Source organism: Methylobacter sp. Wu8 (assembly GCF_036440755.1).
Taxonomy (GTDB): Bacteria; Pseudomonadota; Gammaproteobacteria; order Methylococcales; family Methylomonadaceae; genus Methylobacter_A; species Methylobacter_A tundripaludum_A.
Genome location: NZ_JAZGVT010000047.1, coordinates 31117 through 50023, shown reverse-complemented (window position 1 = coordinate 50023; position 18907 = coordinate 31117). Strand labels below are relative to the sequence as shown.

General features: G+C 50.7%; 16 protein-coding genes. 10 read left to right on the top strand and 6 right to left on the bottom strand.

The genetic code is table 11. The features are described from left to right. Positions 1-251 precede the first annotated feature (251 nt). The 3 genes from V3O24_RS04960 to V3O24_RS04950 form a co-directional block, all read right to left on the bottom strand. Positions 252-1265: a Gfo/Idh/MocA family oxidoreductase gene (locus V3O24_RS04960; RefSeq protein WP_104425251.1), complete on the bottom strand. Its 1014-nt coding sequence runs from the start codon at positions 1263-1265 to the stop codon at positions 252-254. 27 nt (positions 1266-1292) lie between these two features. Next, positions 1293-1553 carry a DUF5062 family protein gene (locus V3O24_RS04955; protein WP_104425252.1) on the bottom strand — a complete coding sequence of 87 codons (261 nt, stop codon included), beginning with the start codon at positions 1551-1553 and terminating at the stop codon, positions 1293-1295. 96 nt (positions 1554-1649) lie between these two features. Continuing rightward, positions 1650-2351 (bottom strand): arginyltransferase, encoded by a 702-nt coding sequence (locus V3O24_RS04950; RefSeq protein WP_104425253.1) that lies wholly within the window; start codon positions 2349-2351, stop codon positions 1650-1652. Between the two features lie 308 nt (positions 2352-2659). Between V3O24_RS04950 and V3O24_RS04945 the strand changes: the two genes are divergently transcribed. The 4 genes from V3O24_RS04945 to V3O24_RS04930 all read left to right on the top strand — a co-directional run bounded on the left by V3O24_RS04945 (position 2660) and on the right by V3O24_RS04930 (position 7551). Continuing rightward, positions 2660-3994, top strand: a complete 1335-nt coding sequence (locus V3O24_RS04945; protein WP_104425255.1) for an RNA polymerase sigma factor RpoD/SigA — start codon at positions 2660-2662, stop codon at positions 3992-3994. 34 nt (positions 3995-4028) lie between these two features. Next, positions 4029-5966 (top strand): ATP-dependent zinc metalloprotease FtsH, encoded by a 1938-nt coding sequence (gene ftsH / locus V3O24_RS04940; protein ID WP_331306447.1) that lies wholly within the window; start codon positions 4029-4031, stop codon positions 5964-5966. A 117-nt stretch (positions 5967-6083) separates the two neighbouring features. Next, positions 6084-6344, top strand: coding sequence for a hypothetical protein (locus V3O24_RS04935; protein WP_331306446.1), 261 nt, complete (start codon positions 6084-6086; stop codon positions 6342-6344). Positions 6345-6462: 118 nt separating this feature from the next. Continuing rightward, the gene (locus tag V3O24_RS04930) at positions 6463-7551 is read left to right on the top strand and encodes an alkene reductase (RefSeq protein ID WP_331306445.1); all 1089 of its coding nucleotides are present in this window, start codon (positions 6463-6465) and stop codon (positions 7549-7551) included. A gap of 147 nt (positions 7552-7698) precedes the next feature. Here V3O24_RS04930 and V3O24_RS04925 read toward each other — a convergent pair whose 3' ends face one another. Together V3O24_RS04925 and V3O24_RS04920 are read right to left on the bottom strand one after the other, a co-directional pair. Continuing rightward, the gene (locus V3O24_RS04925; protein ID WP_331306444.1) at positions 7699-8541 is read right to left on the bottom strand and encodes an SDR family oxidoreductase; all 843 of its coding nucleotides are present in this window, start codon (positions 8539-8541) and stop codon (positions 7699-7701) included. Between the two features lie 2 nt (positions 8542-8543). After that, entirely contained in the window at positions 8544-9479 is a 936-nt protein-coding gene (locus tag V3O24_RS04920; RefSeq protein ID WP_331306443.1) for a DUF523 and DUF1722 domain-containing protein, read from the bottom strand. A 141-nt stretch (positions 9480-9620) separates the two neighbouring features. Between V3O24_RS04920 and V3O24_RS04915 the strand changes: the two genes are divergently transcribed. Together V3O24_RS04915 and V3O24_RS04910 are read left to right on the top strand one after the other, a co-directional pair. Next, the gene (locus V3O24_RS04915) at positions 9621-10049 is read left to right on the top strand and encodes a DUF1499 domain-containing protein (RefSeq protein WP_104425260.1); all 429 of its coding nucleotides are present in this window, start codon (positions 9621-9623) and stop codon (positions 10047-10049) included. 147 nt (positions 10050-10196) lie between these two features. Then, positions 10197-11558: a deoxyribodipyrimidine photo-lyase gene (locus V3O24_RS04910; protein WP_331306442.1), complete on the top strand. Its 1362-nt coding sequence runs from the start codon at positions 10197-10199 to the stop codon at positions 11556-11558. A gap of 42 nt (positions 11559-11600) precedes the next feature. Here V3O24_RS04910 and V3O24_RS04905 read toward each other — a convergent pair whose 3' ends face one another. Then, the gene (locus V3O24_RS04905; RefSeq protein WP_331306441.1) at positions 11601-12503 is read right to left on the bottom strand and encodes a TIGR01777 family oxidoreductase; all 903 of its coding nucleotides are present in this window, start codon (positions 12501-12503) and stop codon (positions 11601-11603) included. Between the two features lie 563 nt (positions 12504-13066). Here V3O24_RS04905 and V3O24_RS04900 point away from each other — a divergent pair. The 4 genes from V3O24_RS04900 to V3O24_RS04885 all read left to right on the top strand — a co-directional run bounded on the left by V3O24_RS04900 (position 13067) and on the right by V3O24_RS04885 (position 18885). Then, a complete protein-coding gene (locus V3O24_RS04900) occupies positions 13067-14851 on the top strand; it encodes a sigma 54-interacting transcriptional regulator (RefSeq protein WP_331306440.1) in 1785 nt (594 codons plus the stop codon). Between the two features lie 819 nt (positions 14852-15670). Continuing rightward, positions 15671-15817, top strand: a complete 147-nt coding sequence (locus V3O24_RS04895; RefSeq protein WP_331306448.1) for a DUF6156 family protein — start codon at positions 15671-15673, stop codon at positions 15815-15817. A gap of 312 nt (positions 15818-16129) precedes the next feature. Further along, positions 16130-17581, top strand: coding sequence for a cytochrome c (locus V3O24_RS04890; RefSeq protein ID WP_331306439.1), 1452 nt, complete (start codon positions 16130-16132; stop codon positions 17579-17581). Continuing rightward, on the top strand, positions 17581-18885 hold the full coding sequence (locus V3O24_RS04885; RefSeq protein ID WP_104425265.1) for a cytochrome c: 1305 nt from the start codon (positions 17581-17583) through the stop codon (positions 18883-18885). The genes V3O24_RS04890 and V3O24_RS04885 overlap by 1 nt, the downstream gene beginning before the upstream one ends. Positions 18886-18907: the final 22 nt, after the last annotated feature.

Genomic DNA, 18907 nt, shown 5'->3' with positions numbered 1-18907 from the left:
CGACCTTAGCCTATGCACCGCATGATCGTGCCGACTAAGGATTTGGTTAAAAATAACTTCCCGAAATCATTATTTTCGCTTGTCAAGCCGTTCGTGCTGACCCTTCGGCTACGCTCAGGACTAAAGGCCTTGTCGAAGCATGATCGGCTTGACGCGGCGGGACGAAATTTTTCCGCCCACCCTTCGACAAGCTCAGGGCGAACGGAAAAATTTCATCCGTTCAATATCGAGAAGTTATTACTGACCATATCCTAAGCCAGCTTGACTAATTGCCCGGTCGCCGCAGATTCCAACGCGGCGACGATAATTTGGCAATTGGCTTTCGCATCGTCCAGCGACAGCTTCGGGGCATTGCCGTTCAATACGCAATCGCTGAAATGCTCGATTTCCAGCTTGAAATGATTAGCCGCGGGCAGCCATTCTTCATTCGGTTCTCCGTCTTCAGTCCACCAGGAAATCACCGGCGCATCGCCGGGCATACACCAGACGTTGTGGCATTTAATGCCGCCCTTGGTGCCGATGATTTCATATTCGCAGCGTCTTGCGCGTTCGAAGCTGAAATCGAAATGCGCGTATTTTCCGTCACCGAAATTGATGATGCCGCTGGTTGCAATATCGGCGCCGCTCTCGACATACTTCGCTATCGCGGTGACCGAGACCGCAGGCTCGTCGAAAAACATCCGCGCGGAATGGATCGCGTAACAGCCGATGTCCCACATCGCGCCGCCGCCGTTTTCGATATTTTCCGCCAGACGATAGATTCGCGCAGGCCGCATCATGAACGAATAGCTGGAGCGTACCGACCTTATTTCGCCGATCAGCCCCGAATCGATTAATTCCCGCACTCTCGCATGTTGCGGGTGGAAGCGGTACATAAAGCCTTCCATCACGGTAACCTTATGCCGTTGCGCGGCGGCTTTAATGGCGTCTATATCGGCTGCGGTCAGCGCCATAGGCTTTTCGCACAGGACATGCTTGCCGTGTTCGATAGCGCGCAGCGTCCACTCGGCATGTTCGCGATTGGAAAGCGGCAGGTACACGGCATCGACTTCTTTATCGCCGAGCAAGGCTTCAAGGTCGTCATAAGTCCGCACCTGTTGCTGTTGCGGCGCGTATTGAGCCAGCGTTTGCGCGGCCGCGCCGGGACGGCGGCTGGCTACGGCGACCAGTTCCGCGTTGGACGCTTCGACGATGGCCGGCATCAGCCGTTCGTTGATACGCGCCGCACCTAAAATACCCCAGCGCAGTTTTGTTGTGTTGTTCATCGGATTTACCTTGGGTGTCGGGTTTGTTTATTTCAAGAGGGCATGATCTTTGGGCAATTGCCGCGCTATCCATAACGCTAATTTGTGTTTCATATTCACCCCGTTTTCCTGATCTATCGCCAATGGCTGAATAAGCTGATCATTGACCAGCAGACGATAAAGACATTCGACCTTGTCTTTTGCCGAATCCGTCGAGGTAAATCCGCTGTAGCCGCGATTTTTAGCGTAATTCTCGGCCACCTCGATTGCCTTTTTCAGCAGCTGGGGTTCGTTTTTTAACTTAGTCATTGATGTCCGTCCTTTATCAATATGTGAGCTTTCATCATAACCAATTCAGCGAAGTGATTGCAAAGAGTGTCTGTCTGCGATATTTGTCCATGCCGCTCAGGTTTCTAAGAAATCCCACTGTTGATTGATAAAACCTTGCAGGGGTTGGTATTGGTTTTTGTAGCTCATTTTTTGACAGTCGGCGATCCAAAAGCCTAGATACAGCCATTCCAACCCTTGTCGTTGCGCGTGTTGAATTTGCCACAGCACCGCGTAAACGCCGGGGCTATAGCTGGAAAATTTGGGATCGAAGAAAGTGTAAACGGCGGACAAAGCATTATTCAGGCGGTCTACAATCGCAACGGCAGCCAGCTCACCGGCACAAAAAAATTCTACAAATTGGGTGTCGCACCAGGAACTGCCTAAAAACTTTATGTATTCGGCAGGGTTGGAGTTTGCCATGTTGCCATCGGCATGACGCTGGTTTTGGTAGCGCAGATAAAGATCGTAATGGGCTTGTTCGAAGACGGCCGGTTTGATGACGGCTGTGGTTTGCCGGTTTTTTTGCAAGCAACGCTGTTGGCGGCGATTGGGTTTAAATTGCGCAACGGGTAAGCGCACCGGAACGCATTGCGAGCATTGCGGACAATAGGGGCAGTAAACATCGTCGCCGCTACGCCTGAAACCGTGCGCGATCAGGTGCGAATAAACGGCGGTATTAAGCCCGAATGAGGGCTTAACAAATGCGGATTGCGCCTGCTGACCCTCCAGGTAGCTGCAAGGATGCGGGGCGGTAATCAATAAAGGTATAGAGGCCATATAGGTTGCTGTCCGAGGCAGGTGGAAACTCAAGATGTATTCTATCGGTTTCACACTAAGGCAGAAGCAGAATCTTGGTTGAAACGGCATAAAGAAAATTGTGGCTGTCGTATAGATACCGCCCAAAGAGCGAAACTCATCGTTCGATTCACTCACCGGCACGAACCAAAGGGCCTGCACCGGATATACCCTATTTTTATAAGGATTTTTATTCAAGGAAATGGGGATTATGATGATATGAAATTCATAAATTCTGTTCACCGCATTATTTTCTACAGGGAGTTCCGGCGGATTAACTGGGGGCTGTGATGTATTCAAATAAACAGGTGTCGATGACGCGAACGATGGTTGTTAAAGGCGCGGATGGAGGGAAGCAAAGCGCTGAACATTATAATTTTCAACTAGCGGGCAAGTTGGAAGCCGGTAAAGCCCAGCTGGTTAATATCCTGTCGCAATTCCCCGCCACCGCGTTATGTTTGCTTTATCGGTACGAGGCTGGCGCTTGCAATCCAGATTCGGCAGCCGATGCGGAACTGACGGCGGCTTTAGCCGGAATCAAGCACGCTTACTTACTGGCCAGCCTGTCGTTTTCAGCTAGAGGCTTCAACCGCGAGGCCGGTTTCGATGAAAAACAGTCTTTAACCGAGGCGCTACGGGCATTTCCTTTTTCGATTGACGATCTGCTGGTGCTGACTGAGCTCGTTGTCTATGCTTCGAAGGTTCGAGATGCCTGCGGCCGATTGTCCGAAAAGCATTCCGGCTTGCTTATTAAGCGCAGGGAAGTATCAAGTCGCTGCGGTAAGTTAAATCTGTCTGATATAATCGACGCCGTGCGCGGCAGTCAATTCGACGAGCATTTTCTGTTTTTGTCCGGCGACGATATGCGGCGCTATGTGGCTGATATGGTTGCTGCGGAACGTCTCTGGCTAAGTTCAAGGCAGGAATTGGCCGAGGCGAACTCCGGTTTGGTCATGTTCATCGCCAACCAGTACAGGAGCAGTTTTTTGGACTTTGACGACTTGGTGCAGGAAGGGCAAACAGGTTTGTTAAGGGCTATCGATAAATTCGATTACCATTTGGGTTTTCAGTTCTCAACTTATGCGGCCTATTGGATCAAACAGGCTATTTCCCGCGCGCTGTCCCGTTGCGAAAGAGTCGTGCGAGTGCCTTGCGAGCAAGTGGCGAATATCCATAAAGTACTGCGCGCCAAAAGTGAACTGCTTGCAAAAACGGGCAGGAAGCCTTCGATTAAGGAGTTGGCCGACTATTCAAAAATACCCGATGAGCAAATAAATGTTATTTTATCCATTTCGCAAACGGCGGTGCCGCTGGAAAATTTGGATGGCGATGAAGAAACATTAGCCCCGATTGATGTTTTAGAGCAGCAGGTTTTTGCTAATCCGTTTAAAAAAATAGAGCAATCGGACCTTAAAGCCTGGATAGCCAAAGCGGTTAAAACCCTTGATCCACGGGAACTAAAGGTGATTTGTTGCCACTTTGGCATCAATACCGGTAATGAAATGACTTTGCAGGAAATTGGCGCGGAACTTAACTTAACCCGTGAACGGGTCAGGCAGATTCAAGTGATGGCGCTCAATAAAATGAAACTCAGCTACGGTAAGCAATTAATGGGTTTTTTATGATTAACGCTTGTTAAAGCGAGACCAGGAGATACAAATGAATAAGTATTTGTTCAATATTATATTTTTTATCGTCGTGGCCGTAGGCGGGTATTTGATTTATGACCGCTTACAAACCACGCCTCCGCTACAGGATTCCCTGGCCTATTCGGATTTTATCAGCAAGGTAAAGCACGGTCAGGTTGAGCGTGTGGAAGTGTCCGGGCAAATGATCGGCGTTCGGACTTCAGACGGTCAAAACTATCAGACGTTTAATCCCGGCGACGGGCATTTAATCGACGATCTTCTGAGCAACGGCGTTCAGATAAGAACGGTGCCTCCCGAGCAGGAGACATTGTTCATGAAGATCTTCATCTCCTGGTTTCCGATGCTGTTGATGATAGTGGTCTTTATTATTTACATGCGCAGAACGCAAGGCGGCATGGGGGGCGGCGGTTTTGGCAAGAGCAAGGCCAAAATGCTAGAAGAAGACAAAATGACCGTCCACTTTAGCGACGTGGCCGGTTGCGAAGAAGCCAAAGAAGAAGTGGCCGAGCTGGTTGATTTCCTGCGCGATCCGCAAAAATTCCAGAAACTGGGCGGGCAAATTCCGCGCGGCATTTTGATGGTCGGTCCTCCGGGAACCGGTAAGACCCTGATTGCCAAAGCCATTGCCGGCGAAGCGGGGGTCAAGTTTTTTACCATTTCAGGTTCGGATTTTGTCGAAATGTTTGTCGGCGTCGGTGCGTCCAGGGTCAGGGATATGTTTGCTCAGGCTAAAGAACACGCGCCTTGCATCATCTTTATCGACGAAATCGACGCGGTCGGCCGCCAGCGCGGCGGTCCCGGCATGGGCGGCGGCAATGACGAACGGGAACAAACCCTGAATCAATTGCTGGTGGAAATGGATGGGTTCAACGGTAACGAAGGCGTTATCGTGATCGCCGCAACCAACCGCGCTGACGTGCTGGATAAAGCCCTGCTCAGACCGGGCCGTTTCGACCGTCAAGTCAACGTCGGTCTGCCCGATGTGCGCGGACGCGAGCAAATCCTGAATGTGCATATCAAAAAAGTGCCTGCGGCTGCCGATGTCGAGTTGAAATACCTTGCCAGGGGAACGCCGGGCTTTTCTGGCGCCGATCTTGCCAATGTGGTCAATGAAGCCGCGCTGTTTGCCGCGCGCTCGAACAAACAGGAAGTCAGCATGGCCGATCTGGAAAAAGCCAAGGATAAAATCCTGATGGGCGCAGAGCGGCATACGATGGTCATGACCGAAGAGGACAAATTGCTAACCGCGTACCATGAAGCGGGGCATTGCATTGTCGGGCAAAAATCACCCGATCATGACGCCGTTTATAAAGTCAGCATCATGCCCAGAGGCAGGGCTTTGGGTATCACCATGTTCCTGCCCGACAGGGACCAGTACAGCGCCAGCAAGCGCAAGCTGGAAAGCCAGATAGCCAGCCTGTTCGGCGGCAGGATTGCGGAGCTGATGATTTACGGCGGCGACCGGGTGACCACGGGCGCATCGAATGACATTGAGCGCGCCACCGAATTGGCCCGCAACATGGTTACGCGCTGGGGCTTGTCCGACAAGCTCGGTCCGCTGGTTTACGGCGAGGAGGGCGGCCGCCCGTTTATGGGGCATCCGGGCGCACCGGGCAGTTCCGTATCCGACAACGTCGCCCACCTTATCGACGAAGAAATCCGAGCCGTGATCGACCGGAACTATCAACGCGCCGAAACCATTTTGCAGGAAAATATCGACATCCTGCACAAAATGGCCGATGCGCTGATGAAATGGGAAACCATAGACCGCTTGCAAATCGAGGATTTAATGACCGGTAAGGATCCACGTCCGCCGGCGGAAGATAATGATGAGCAAATGAGCAAGCCTTCGGGGCCTGGCAATGACGCGCCGGGAAATGAAGCTCAGGATAAGACTGAAAAAAAAGTAGTTAACGCAACAACCAATAAACCTGCCGGACAGGTTTGAAGTCAGAGTTAAAGTATAACGAAACATGGAATTGCAATAACAATAACGCCGCTTTTTAGCGGCGTTATTGTTATATTTGCTGTTCGGCTATATTGTAAAACTTAGCATTCAAACCCAATGATTAAGAAGAAAATGATTGATTCATTAGCAAAATTATCTGTCTTGCTCGTTATATTTTCTATAGGGTTGTCGTCTTGCGCCGAGTTTAAAGAGGCGGGAAGAACAATAGGCCATACGACCCGCAATGTCACTAGGGAAATTGGGCATGGCACCAGGGATGTTGTCAGAGAAATCGGGCATGGTACGAAACGTGTGGTTAACTCCATTGGGGAGGAAACTACAGATGGGGCAAAGCCGCCGGCCGATGACGAGCAATGAGTTACGGATTTTTTAAATAGCCCGGTTGGATGGGCTGACGTTTGACCCCAGCAAAATTCGGTATTGTGCATAGCCGTTGAATTTTGGAAATCCACATTTATCCTAATAGGAGTGCATCATGACAGTGGTAACCCGCGATAAAAACAACCTGTTTTCTCCGATATTATTCGGTGATTTGGCCTTAGCCAACCGGATAATCATGGCGCCGTTGACGCGCAACCGGGCGGGCGATGGCAATGTGCCTCAGGACATGAATGTAGAGTATTACCGGCAGCGCGCCGGTGCCGGTTTGATTATCAGCGAAGGCAGTCAAATATCGCCCGGCGGCGTCGGCTATCCGCGAACTCCCGGCATCCATTCCGAAGCGCAGGTTAAAGGCTGGAAGCGCGCGACCGATGCGGTTCATAACGAAGGCGGGCGGATTTTTATCCAGCTCTGGCATACCGGCAGAATCTCCCATTCATCGTTGCAGCCCGATCATCGGCTGCCGGTTGCGCCGTCCGCGCTGAAAGCCGCCGGTCAGGCCGTGACCTATGAAGGCATGCAGGATTTTGAAACGCCTCATGCGCTGACTCTCGATGAGCTGCCCGGCATCGTCGCCGATTATGCAAGCGCCGCGCAAAATGCCAAAGCGGCCGGTTTCGATGGCGTGGAGATTCATGCCGCCAACGGTTATCTGCTGGACCAGTTTTTAAGAGACGGAACCAACCGGCGGGAAGATAGCTACGGCGGCGATATTGCCAAGCGGATGCGTTTGCTGGTTGACGTGGTTGAAGCCGTCGCCGTCGTCTGGGGAGACCATCGGGTTGGGGTACGGCTGTCGCCGGAAAACAGCTTTAACGATATTAAAGACAGCCAGCCGCAGCAGACGTTTAACGCCGTCGCCAGGAAATTATCGGAGTATCCGTTGGCTTATCTTCATGTGTTGGAAGGCGACATGCTGACCGGTGAGCGGCATGTGGACTATCTGGCGTTAAGAAACTGTTTTAACGGTTTTTACATGGCTAATAACGGCTATGACCTGGAGCGCGGCAATAGCGCGATTGAACAGGGCCATGCCGACATGGTGGCGTTTGGTAAGCTGTTTATCGCTAACCCGGATTTGCCGGTGCGGTTTGCTAAAAATTTGCCGCTGAATACGCCGGATCAGGCGACTTTTTATGGCGGGGATGAGAAGGGTTATACCGATTATTCGAAGTATATTTAGCTTTTTCTCGTTCCCACGATTTTACTCGGCGTAGCGCGCCTGTACTGCATTCCCACGCAGCGCGTGGGAACGAGAAAAAGAACACCACGAAGGCACGAAGAGCACGAAGGAAAAACAACTAAAAACTTCGTGTCTTCGTGGTGAAAATTAACTGCCCCGTGCGGCGATTAACTCCAGATAGCCGTCTTTATAGCTCGGATATTCAAACTGATACCCCAATGCCTTTAACTTGGTGTTGTTGCAGCGCTTATTCATCCCTGCATCAGCATCGACTGCCTTAATAACCGGCGGGGGGCAATGCAATCGTTCCGCCAGCCAGCTTACCACTTCCCACGTCGGCGCCGGATCGTCATCACTGGCTAGATAACATTGTGCTAACGCCTTCCCAGTCAAACGTTGTTCCAGCAAAAAAGCCAAAACGCCGACGCAGTCCCGTTGATGTATCCGGTTGGTAAAATAAGGCGGGGTTTGCTGTATGGCCGGTGTTTGCATCGCTTGCCGTAACAGGTATTCCCGTCCCGGCCCGTAAATGCCTGAAAAACGCACCACGACATTAGCCGGGTTTGACGCGATCAATCTTTGTTCCGCCTGCCGGATCAAACGGCTGGTGATATTGCCCGGCTCTGCCGGTGAATCTTCGTCCACCCATTCGCCTTGATTCTGCCCGTAGACGCTGGTCGATGAAACCATTGTCCAGTGCGTTTCCGGGAGCCGGTCGAGCAGATTGTCCAGGCCGGTTTGATACACAGCGCGATAGCTTTGTTCATTACGCCCGTCAGGCGAAACTATAAAAAACGCCTGGGCAAAGTCGGCGTCCAAACCAGCCAGATTGGCGGCGGAACTTATATCGGCAGCGACATAGTGGACAGAACCGGAAGCCGATAGCGGCGGCTTACGTTTTAGTCCGGTGACATCGTGGCCTTTAGCCGATAAGACAGCGGCAAGCTCCGAACCTATCGCACCGCAGCCGACAATTAATATTTTCGACATGGTTACAGTTGATTGATCAGTTGCAGTTCCTGCGGATAAGGCGACATGTAGTAGGACTCTTCTATATACGGATCGGGGCTTTTGCGGAAATGATGTTTAAGCAGCGTTAACGGTACTATCAGCGGGACATAGCCATTGCGATAACGCTCAATCACTTCGCAAAGCTCGGCTTTGTCATCGGCGCTTAAGTCCTTTTTTAAATAGCCCTGAATGTGCTGCAAGACATTGACGTGATTTTTGCGGCTGGCCACTTTTTTAAGCGCAGTCATCAGCTGCAAAATATACTGCTCTGCAACTTGCGCAAGGTTGGCTTTAGTGACGCCCGCCAACAGTTGCCCCAGATCCCGGTAGTCTTCATGACTCATGATGATCAGTTTATGGCGTGCATGAAACTTCGTCAGGCCGCTCGGCGTAAGCCCATCCGCCAGCATCGTTTTCCAGCGGTAGAGCACGTAAACGCGCTGGATGAAGTTCTCGCGCAGGCCCGGATCGCCTAGCCTGCCTTCTTCCTCGGCCGGCAACAGCGGATTCAGACGCATCATTTCATGGGCGTAAATGCCTACGCCGTCTTTATGCGGTTGAGCGCCTACATAAACCTTCACCCGTTCCATGCCGCAGCTGGGAGAATCCTTTTTTAAAATATAACCGCACAAGTCGGCGTGTAAATCTTTTTGGTATTCGGCATGACTGCGCAAGCGGTCAGTGACATCCATTTCAGGGTCTTTAATGCCCACACAGCGCACCGTGTTATCAATTTTTACCAGATGAATGGTTGGGCGCGGCGTGCCCAGGCCAATTTCCACTTCCGGGCAAAAAGCTTGAAAATCAAAATATTCGCTCAGAGTGCCGGTGATATAAGAATCCCGTTTGTGCCCTCCATCAAAGCGGACATTCTGACCCAATAAACAGCCACTGATACCGATAGGGATTTTTTTCATAGAGTTTTGATGCTTGGTAGGTGTAAGATTTTTTACTTTAACACTAAAACTTTACGGTGTGGATGGTTTTTGTATTGCTGGCATTTGCGCCGGATTGGTGAGATGCTTTTATTGCGGCGATCTTTTTCAGGAAGCACACTGATGAAACTTACAACCCTTCTTTATATTATCGTTATGACATTAAGCACAATATCTCAGGCATCGGAAAAAAAATTAGCACCCTGTCCAAGCAGTCCCAACTGCGTTTCCAGCCAAGCGGCAGACGAAGGCCATTTCATTGCGCCGTTTAAAATTACCGGCAATGTTGAGGAGGCCTGGGCGGAGTTGAAAAAAGCGCTGACCGGCCAAAGCCGCACCGTGATTACCAGCGAAACCGGCGGCACGCTTCATGCCGAGGCGACCAGCTTGGTGTTTCGTTTTGTCGATGACATAGACGCGATACTGGATGCGGAGGCCGGGTTAATCCATATCCGTTCCGCATCGCGCGTCGGTTACGGCGATTTCGGGGTTAACCGCAAGCGGGTGGAAATGCTCCGCGCGCAGCTGCAACAGGCGCATGTTGTTGAGTAAAGGTTCAACCCAGAAAGCAGCGTTGAGATTTCAAAATCCCGTTCGCCCTGAGCATGTCGAAGGGCTTAGCACGAACGGTTTGGGTTCAAAAATAGGACTAAAAATGTCCGTTCAATATCTTTTGCGCGGTTATTAAAAAAGGTTTCGATGACCGGCTACTCGACTTCATTATTCATTTTCCGCCGCGACCTGCGTCTGCATGACAATACTGCGTTGCATGAAGCCTTGAGGCTTTCGCAGCAGGTGATTCCCTGCTTTATTTTCGACCCGAGACAGATTGAGCCCCATCCGTACCAGAGCCAGCCGGGCTTGCAATTTATGTTGCAGTCTATTGACGATCTCCAGCAGCAATTGCAAATGGCAGGCGGCAAACTCGCGCTTTATCATGCGCCGCCTGAGCAGGCCATAAAGCAGCTGGCCGAACAGCATCACATAGAAGCCGTGTTTATCAATCGCGATTACACGCCGTTCAGCCGGCGGCGCGACGACGAGTTGGACGCTGTTTGCAACCGGCTGGGCATTGCGCTGCATATACTCCCCGACCTTCTGCTTAATGAGCCGGAGCAAGCCCTGAAAAGCGATAAAACCGCCTATAAAGTGTTCACGGCGTTTTATAACAATGCCAGACAGTTTCCGGTTACGCTGCCGCAGGCTTTGCAGGAACAAAGTTTTTTAACGGCGGCGTCTGAATTGACCATCGAGCAGCTAGGCTTATCGACAGCAGAATCGTCAATCAAAGGCGGCCGCAAGCAGGCGCTGGCGATACTGGAACGGCTTGGCGACTGTGCCGATTACCAAAACACCCGAGATTTTCCGGCGCTGGATGCGACCAGCAAACTTTCCGCGCATTTAAAGTTCGGCACCTGTTCGGTGCGGGAGGTTTATTATGCGGTTATTGAACGATTAGGCAGCGAACATCCGCTGATCAGGCAATTGTACTGGCGCGATTTTTTCACCCATATCGCCTACCACTTTCCGCAGGTGTTCGGACGGGCTTTTGTGGAAAGGTTTGCCGATCTGCATTGGGATAACAACCCCGATCATTTCCAGGCCTGGTGCGATGGCAAAACCGGCTTTCCGATCGTGGATGCCGGGATGCGCGAGTTGAACGCCACCGGTTTTATGCATAACCGGGTGCGGATGATTGTCGCCTCATTTCTGGTCAAAGACCTGCATATCGACTGGCGTTGGGGCGAGCGCTACTTTGCCCGGCATCTGGTCGATTACGATCCCTGCGTCAATAACGGCAACTGGCAATGGGCCGCCTCGACCGGCTGCGATGCGCAGCCTTATTTCAGGATTTTCAATCCCTGGCTACAGCAGCTGAAATTTGACCCGGACTGCCGGTACATTTATCGCTGGCTGCCGGAGCTGCAAGCCTTTCCGCCGAAAACCATCCATCAATGGGACAAAAAACACAGCGTATGCGGTTACCCGGCGCCGATTATCGATCATGGCCGCGAGAGCCAACTAGCCAAGGCCCGGTTTAAGGAAACGATCAATAAGTAGCGTTGGAATCCAAAGCTCTTTGGCCGGTCAAAGTCGGCTTGGCTATTTATGCGACAACGCCTCAGCCAACGCAGCAGTAAGGTCGGTATATTGAAACTTGAATCCCTGAGCCAGCAGCCGTTCCGGCACAACCCGCTGGCTGCCCAACACCAGCTGCGACATTTCGCCGAGCAGCATTTTTAACAGCCAGGCCGGAACCGGCAGCAGCGCGGGGCGCTTCAGGCATTGCGCCAGAATCCGGGTGAATTCGGCGTTGGTGACCGGGTTCGGCGCGGTCGCGTTGTAAGCGCCTCGCAGAGTGGAATCGGCGATCATCGTCAGCGCGATATTGATCCAGTCCTGCCGGTGAATCCAGGACATCCATTGTCGCCCGCCGCCCAAGCGCCCGCCCAGTCCCAGGCGGAACGGCGGCAACATCCGTTGCAGAAAACCGCCGCCGTCGGCAATGACCAAGCCGGTCCTGATCAGGCAGACCCTGACGCCGAATTGTTCGGCCTGTTTCGCGGCGGCTTCCCAATCGGCGCAAAGCTGCTGCGGGAAATCCTCATAGGGCGTTGATTGTTCGGTTAGCACCGTGTCGCCCTGGTCGCCGTAATAGCCGATGGCGGAGCCGCTGATTAACAACTCGGGCTTAACCGTCATGCGATCGATACAGGTTATCAGGTGTTCAGTCAGGCCGATGCGGCTATCCCTGATCAGCTGCTTGCGCGCCTCGCTCCAGCGGACGTCGACAATCGGCGCTCCGGCCAGATTGATGATGACCTGATAGCTGTGTTCCGCTTTAAGTTGGGTCAGACTACCCAATGCATTAACGCCCGAGCCGCATGTTTGGGCTACCTTGTCCGGGCTACGGCTTAACACCGTAACCGCATGGCCTTGATTGATCAGGTTTTTAGCCAATGCGCTGCCAATAAAACCGGTACCGCCGGTAATCAGTATGTTCATAATCGTGTCCTCATAAACATTAGGATTGATTTGGAAAATTTTTAGCTATGCCCACAAGGCATTAACCCAATAGTGACAGTAAAATAGGGGGTAGACCAATTAAAACTGCGAGGATTTACAATTAATGACTGATGTTACGCAGTTAGTCGAATTTATACTGATTTAACGTTAAGGTGTCGCTAGCGAAGGCGAGTTACTTTCTTTTGCTTCGCCTGCGGGCTGTTCCCGCTGAAAGCTCCGGTACTCGACGCGGCATGCGGGATTGGGTTCCTATCAGAGGCCTGTTTTCTTCGTTTTTTCTCGTTCCCACGCGCTGCGCCGCGAGTTGAGCCCGCACTCGCACTACATCCAGGCAGCGCGACAAACAGGACAAAAACTATCTGTGCGCAACATCAGTTAATGATTTGGGTTTAGGTGGTTGGTTAATCAATTTACCACCTACCCCCAAAGGAGCGCTTCTATTCTTTTATAGGATAAAGGCAATGCGACACTATGCCGCATTGCCTCATTTTTTGATTTTGTTATCTTGGACTGGATGTTTTGCCCATAATCAAGAGAACTGAATGTTTATCGATTTGAACATCCCACAGCAGTCAAATTTGGCTCAGGAATTTTTCTTGCTGAGACAAACCATTGACTATCAGATTTATCGCCCTATGCAGGCTTGGCAATGGATGACGCAAACTCGTTCAGCGCCGGATCAATACGATTGGGTTCGCCCTGAAGTCACCGAATCATGGCAACGCTGTCTTGACGAGTACCGACTGCCGCTGGGTAATTATGCCAATTGGGACCGTTATCAAATCATCAGCCAGCCTATTCAGCTGGATAATCCGTCTCAAAAAATAGAAACATTAATTAAACAGCTCAACCTTAACTTCCATGTTTTTCTCAAAGAAGCCGGGGTCATGATGATGCTGGTCGCCGCTGACGGCAGATTGTTATATGCACTTGGAGAGCAGCAGCCGGGTTCATTCATGTCACGAGCGAGTGAACGGGGAACCAACTGGCTGGAATCGGTGTTAGGCAATAACGGCATCGGCACGGCGATCGAGCTGAAAAAACCGGTCGCCTTTCAGGGTATGGAGCATTTTTTAAGCGTACTGCATCCTTTTACTACAGCGGGTTATCCCCTGCTTGATGAATCCGGTCATTTGCTGGCGGTCATCGGCTTAGTCAGCAGCCATCATCAGGAAAGCATGAATTCATTGTTTGCCTTTTTGCATCTTATCTGCGTATTAGTGAATACGGATTTTCCAGTAGCCAAAAATTTATTGGCGCAGCAGCGGGTGCTGGAAAAAATTTCCTTCAGGGCTGTCCCAAAAACATCTGGCGCATTCGGTGATGCAGCGGTTTCACCGGCACTGGAAGAGCTGGTGAAAAAGGCAGTCAAGTTGCAGCAATACAAAATCCCTATTCTAATTACCGGCGAGTCAGGGGTAGGTAAAGACCATTTTGTGAACCTCATTAAAAAGGTAGGTCCCAGAAAAAACACGCCGCTGATTGCGATCAATTGCGCATCCATTCCCCACGATTTGATAGAAAGCGAATTATTCGGTTACGCATCAGGGAGTTTTACCGGCGCGAAAAGCACAGGCAAACCCGGTAAGTTTATGCTGGCTGATACGGGCATCTTGTTTCTCGATGAAATCGGCGATATGAGTTTTGATTTGCAGTCAACATTGCTCAGGGTGCTGGAAACCTCGGAATTTACGCCGGTTGGCGGTAATAAACCGATACATGTGGATGTGCAGGTGGTTGCGGCAACCAATGTGCAATTATTGGAAGCCGTTGAAGCGGGCCGTTTCCGGCGCGACCTCTACTATCGCCTGAATGGTGCGCAAATCCATTTGCAACCGCTGCGTGATCGCGCCGATAAAAAAGCCATTATTCATCATATTCTGCAACGGGAATTAAATGCCATGTCAACCGAAGAGGCTTCGATTGAAATTTGCCGGGAAGTCATCAGCTTGTTTGAGCAGCATCCCTGGCCCGGCAATATTCGCCAATTGATTAATGTTATTCGGGCAACGCTATATACCGCCAGCAGCCGGTTCATCACCATACAGGATTTACCGATTGATTTTATCGCTGAATTAAAACAGCAAAAGCTGCTTGATATTACTCGCTCAAGACATCCTGATGCACAGGATAATTTATCCGTTATGAGCCTGTCGGACTGGGAGTTGCACGGCATCAAAACCGCATTAAAAGATTGCGATGGCAATATTTCCCTGGCCGCTAAAAAATTGGGTATTACCCGTACTACGCTTTATAAAAAAATTGAGCGTTTCGGTTTAAATAAAACGGGGGATGACGGCTTGCTATACGCAGCCATGTCAAATTAGCGGCTCGAGACAGTGAAAGTATTACCAAATCGGCTAAAAAATTATTTACTTCAGAGCACGAAGGACATGAAGAAAACAATCCTTTTAATTCCATCTATGAAATTATCGATGCGCTGGAAAGCGCTAATCATAGATCGGCACTGCCTAGCCTTGTAGATCGGATGTGCTTTATTCCCAGGGGCAAATATTGCAGCGGCTCTTTTGTTTGCCCACCACTGCGCCTCCCGGTCTACAGTCCAATTTGTCATTTTAAGGGGCTAAGCGAAAGGTGTCGATCAGGTGTTTTGTTTCAACTCAGCGTGATATTACACGGTAAAGCTGCGCTGGAAGACACGGTTAACATCGATACTAAAGTGCAGGAAAAGAACATCACCTACCCCCACCGACGGTAAACTGGCGATCAAACTCATCAACCGCCTGAACAAGCCGGCTAAGGCTTACGGCATTCAACAGCGCCGCACTTATGGCAAGGAAGTCAACAACCTGCGCTTAAGTCTCCGCCGCTAAAACGCGACAATCGTTATCAACGGGACAAAAAGCGCAAGCGCTGTCAGCGCCGGGCAGCCATAGAGCCGATCGTTGGCCATTTAAAGTCCGGCTTTCGTTTAGTCAGAAACTTCCTCAAGGGTACCGTCAGGGACTGCATCAATTTATTGATGGCAGCCGCGGCCTGGAATTTCAGCCTTTGGATGGGGCTATTTGTTGATCGTTAAAACGATTAAACCATCCCTGCTTCGGCTGATAGGTGCCCCAAAAACGCTATTCGTTGACATGGCTTCCGCTTAACAGCTTGTTACCGGCTGAGATCGGGGTCTCGGTATCTGTAAGCATGGTGGCGGCGCTTTTTTCAGGACAGATTGTCAGAAAGTTGTTTATGGAGCGGTTGAACCCGAACACCGGTATCAATATTACGATGATGGTGTTCTAAAGCATGCGCAAATCAGGTGTTCCGTGCATCCATCGTAGAGAGTGGGGGGCCTTTCGCTACCGGGTTGCGACCAAATAATCCAGGAAAAAAACCTGTCAAATTGTTCATATTGTGGCTAGTGTCGTTTTATTGGACGTCTATTAAGTACCGATTATCCGGTTCACTTGCAGCCCCCCAGCCTCGCTCAGCCCGCAGCTCGCCAAATTCGCTAGCCTGGAAAATATTATTCGTTTTCCATACAAGGGCACAACTGTTGCTTAGTTACTCGGTGTTGTCCATATCGCTCGGTATATAACGGGCTGTTAAGCATGTGGCGATGGACTAGCGGTTTACCTAACCAAGAGGAACTTATGGATTTTCCCATTTTTCATATCGATTTTATCGGTAATCGCATGTTGATTGCAGTCGATGCAATTTTACATGTCATCATCAATCACGCTTTCGCCGTCGGTGCTTTACCGGTGGTTGCCCTGCTTGAACTTTCCGGCATTCGCCGCGAAGACGCACGCTGGGACAAACTGGCGTACCGTTTGTTAAAAATAATCTTCATTATCACGACTACGCTGGGTGCGTTAACCGGTGTAGGTATCTGGTTTTCAGCATCGCTGGTTAATCCGGCGGCGATCGGCAGCTTGATCAGGGTGTTTTTTTGGGGTTGGTTTGTCGAATGGATCGTGTTTGTCTCTGAAGTCAGCCTGATTATGGCGTATTTCCTGAGCTGGCAAACTGCCGGACGCTCGCCGGAAGCCAAGTTAAAGCACCTTCGTCTGGGGATTTTTCTGGCCGTTTTTTCCTGGATTACCATGGCTATTATCGTCGCCATTCTTGGCTTTATGATGGACCCTGGCAACTGGGTGACTGAACGCACGTTGATGTCCGGTCTGTTCAATCCCATGTATCTTCCTCAGTTGGCGTTCAGAACCACATTGGCTATGGTGATGGGCGGCATGACCATGATCTGTTTGATTTATTTGTTCACCCGGCATGATCTTGCCTTTCGCACTATGGTTTTGCGCGTTATATCGAACTGGTCGGGCGCCTGGATGCTGGGGCTGATCGTTGCCTCGATCTGGTACTATCAAGTGATACCCAATCACATGCTGGCAAACATACCTGTGGCCGTCACCACGCAGGAATATGTCAGCTGGAACGGCAGATTGAAGTTGCTATTGATTGTCGGTTTGTTTTATGTAGGCCGGGTATTATGGTTATCAGTCAAACGTCCAGGCCAAGTTCATGGCGCAAAATACCTGGTCTCGGTACTGCTGCTGTTTGCCATGCTGGGGCAATTTGAGCGGGTGCGCGAATTTATTCGTAAGCCCTTTATTATCGGTAACTACATGTATGCCAACGGCATCCGTGTAGCGGATTACCCGTTATTGCAGCGCGACGGCATCCTGCAACATGCCACCTACGCCGGTATTCGAGAGGTGACAGCCGACAATCAAATCAGCGCCGGGCGCGAGGTTTTTGAACAAACCTGCACCCGTTGCCATACCGTCAACGGCGTTAACAGCATACGCGGTCAACTTAAAAAAATGTATGGCGGAAAGCCATGGAAGTCCGAGGTAATTGCTGCTTACATTGAAAACATGCACCGCGCACGTTATTTCATGCCGCCGTTTCCGGGGAATAAAGCCGAACTTGATGCGCTTGCCATCTATCTTGCCTCGCTGCAAAAGCGGGCTGCCGCCTTTAATGGCGCGCAAATCAACGGTATCCCGAAGCCCGACAAAATTTCAGCCGCTACCGTTTACGGAACTTTACCCAATCTGAGTATTACCAATGGAGAACATGAATAATGAATGCCCCTATTCCTCGCGATATTCCATTACCTTTACCAGCCCCGGAAGGATTGCTGGAAATCTTGCTGATTGTGTCGTTCCTGGTGCATATCGTGTTTGTGCATTTAATGCTCGGCGGTTCCATGTTCAGTCTGGTTTGTCAAATCAAAGGCCTGAAAACGCCTGATTATGAAAAGCTTGCCTACAGAATTATGCAGACGGTCACTGTTAATAAAAGTTTGGCCGTGGTTATGGGGGTCGCCCCCCTGTTGATTATCAACACACTCTATGCGCCGCAGTTTTATGCGTCCAGTGCGTTAATAGGCGATATGTGGATGGCGGTCATTCCCATGGTGACGCTGGCTTTTCTATTGGCTTATGTACACAAGTTCTGGTGGAATCACTTCATCAACATTCCAGAACTGCACATTGGCATTGCCGCCCTGGAAACTGCGCTATTTCTGTTTATCCCTTTGATATTCATGACCAATGTCAACCTGATGCTGTTTCCTGAATATTGGCCGCAAGTCAAAGGCTTCTTTTCCGCGATGCTGCTACCCAACGTGTTGCAGCGTTATCTGCATTTTATCTCAGCCGCCGTGTTGTTTAGCTCGTTATTTTTTGTCTGGTGGAGCGGGCGTAAAACATTTCTGCAGGAGGTCCAGTTCAGCAAATTGCGGGTTATTGATGTGCGCCGATTCTTTTACGCCTTCGCCTTTGGCGCCACCATTGTTCAAATCCTGACCGGGTTGGTGGTGTTTGTGACCTTGCCGGCGCAAGGCATGAGCTGGCGTTTTACTTTGCTGCTGATGCTGGGTGGCTCGTCGGCATTGCCGGCTATTTGGTGGATGTGGCAAAACCTGACGAGTCCAGGTCATCTGATTGATGACAACTTAAAGCGGATTATTGCCTGTTTTGCCTGTGCAGCCATCATTATGGGCATCGCCAGGCATGATTATCGGGAAAACGCCTTGGCTGACCACAAGACGGCCATCGCCGAGAAAACCGCCAATTATATGGCCGCCGTTAAAGAAGCCGGAGAACACGCGCAGCTGGATGCAAAAGATCAGGAAAGCAAAATCTCAGCTCCCGGCGAAAGCGCATTTAACCAAAACTGCGCCGCTTGTCACCATGCCACGTTGCCCACCGTTGGGCCGGCGTTGCAGGAAATTAAAGAAATTTATGCGGGCGATTCGGCCGGCATTGTGGCCTGGACCAAGGCTCCGGGTAAAAAACGTCCAGACAGTATGCAAATGCCTGGATTTGTGCAGTTAAGTGATGATGAGTTGACGGCAATAAGCCAATACATACTCAGCCATTAAATAATCATCAAGGCGAGGGGAA

Bases quoted from the DNA above. Each gene is read 5' to 3' on its own strand.
- V3O24_RS04945 (WP_104425255.1), top strand. From the start codon at position 2,660: ATGTATTCAAATAAACAGGTGTCGATGACGCGAACGATGGTTGTTAAA.
- V3O24_RS04950 (WP_104425253.1), bottom strand. From the start codon at position 2,351: ATGGCCTCTATACCTTTATTGATTACCGCCCCGCATCCTTGCAGCTAC.
- V3O24_RS04920 (WP_331306443.1), bottom strand. From the start codon at position 9,479: ATGAAAAAAATCCCTATCGGTATCAGTGGCTGTTTATTGGGTCAGAAT.
- V3O24_RS04900 (WP_331306440.1), top strand. From the start codon at position 13,067: ATGTTTATCGATTTGAACATCCCACAGCAGTCAAATTTGGCTCAGGAA.
- V3O24_RS04890 (WP_331306439.1), top strand. From the start codon at position 16,130: ATGGATTTTCCCATTTTTCATATCGATTTTATCGGTAATCGCATGTTG.
- V3O24_RS04905 (WP_331306441.1), bottom strand. From the start codon at position 12,503: ATGAACATACTGATTACCGGCGGTACCGGTTTTATTGGCAGCGCATTG.
- V3O24_RS04915 (WP_104425260.1), top strand. From the start codon at position 9,621: ATGAAACTTACAACCCTTCTTTATATTATCGTTATGACATTAAGCACA.
- ftsH (WP_331306447.1), top strand. From the start codon at position 4,029: ATGAATAAGTATTTGTTCAATATTATATTTTTTATCGTCGTGGCCGTA.
- V3O24_RS04910 (WP_331306442.1), top strand. From the start codon at position 10,197: ATGACCGGCTACTCGACTTCATTATTCATTTTCCGCCGCGACCTGCGT.
- V3O24_RS04960 (WP_104425251.1), bottom strand. From the start codon at position 1,265: ATGAACAACACAACAAAACTGCGCTGGGGTATTTTAGGTGCGGCGCGT.
- V3O24_RS04935 (WP_331306446.1), top strand. From the start codon at position 6,084: ATGATTAAGAAGAAAATGATTGATTCATTAGCAAAATTATCTGTCTTG.
- V3O24_RS04955 (WP_104425252.1), bottom strand. From the start codon at position 1,553: ATGACTAAGTTAAAAAACGAACCCCAGCTGCTGAAAAAGGCAATCGAG.
- V3O24_RS04925 (WP_331306444.1), bottom strand. From the start codon at position 8,541: ATGTCGAAAATATTAATTGTCGGCTGCGGTGCGATAGGTTCGGAGCTT.
- V3O24_RS04930 (WP_331306445.1), top strand. From the start codon at position 6,463: ATGACAGTGGTAACCCGCGATAAAAACAACCTGTTTTCTCCGATATTA.
- V3O24_RS04885 (WP_104425265.1), top strand. From the start codon at position 17,581: ATGAATGCCCCTATTCCTCGCGATATTCCATTACCTTTACCAGCCCCG.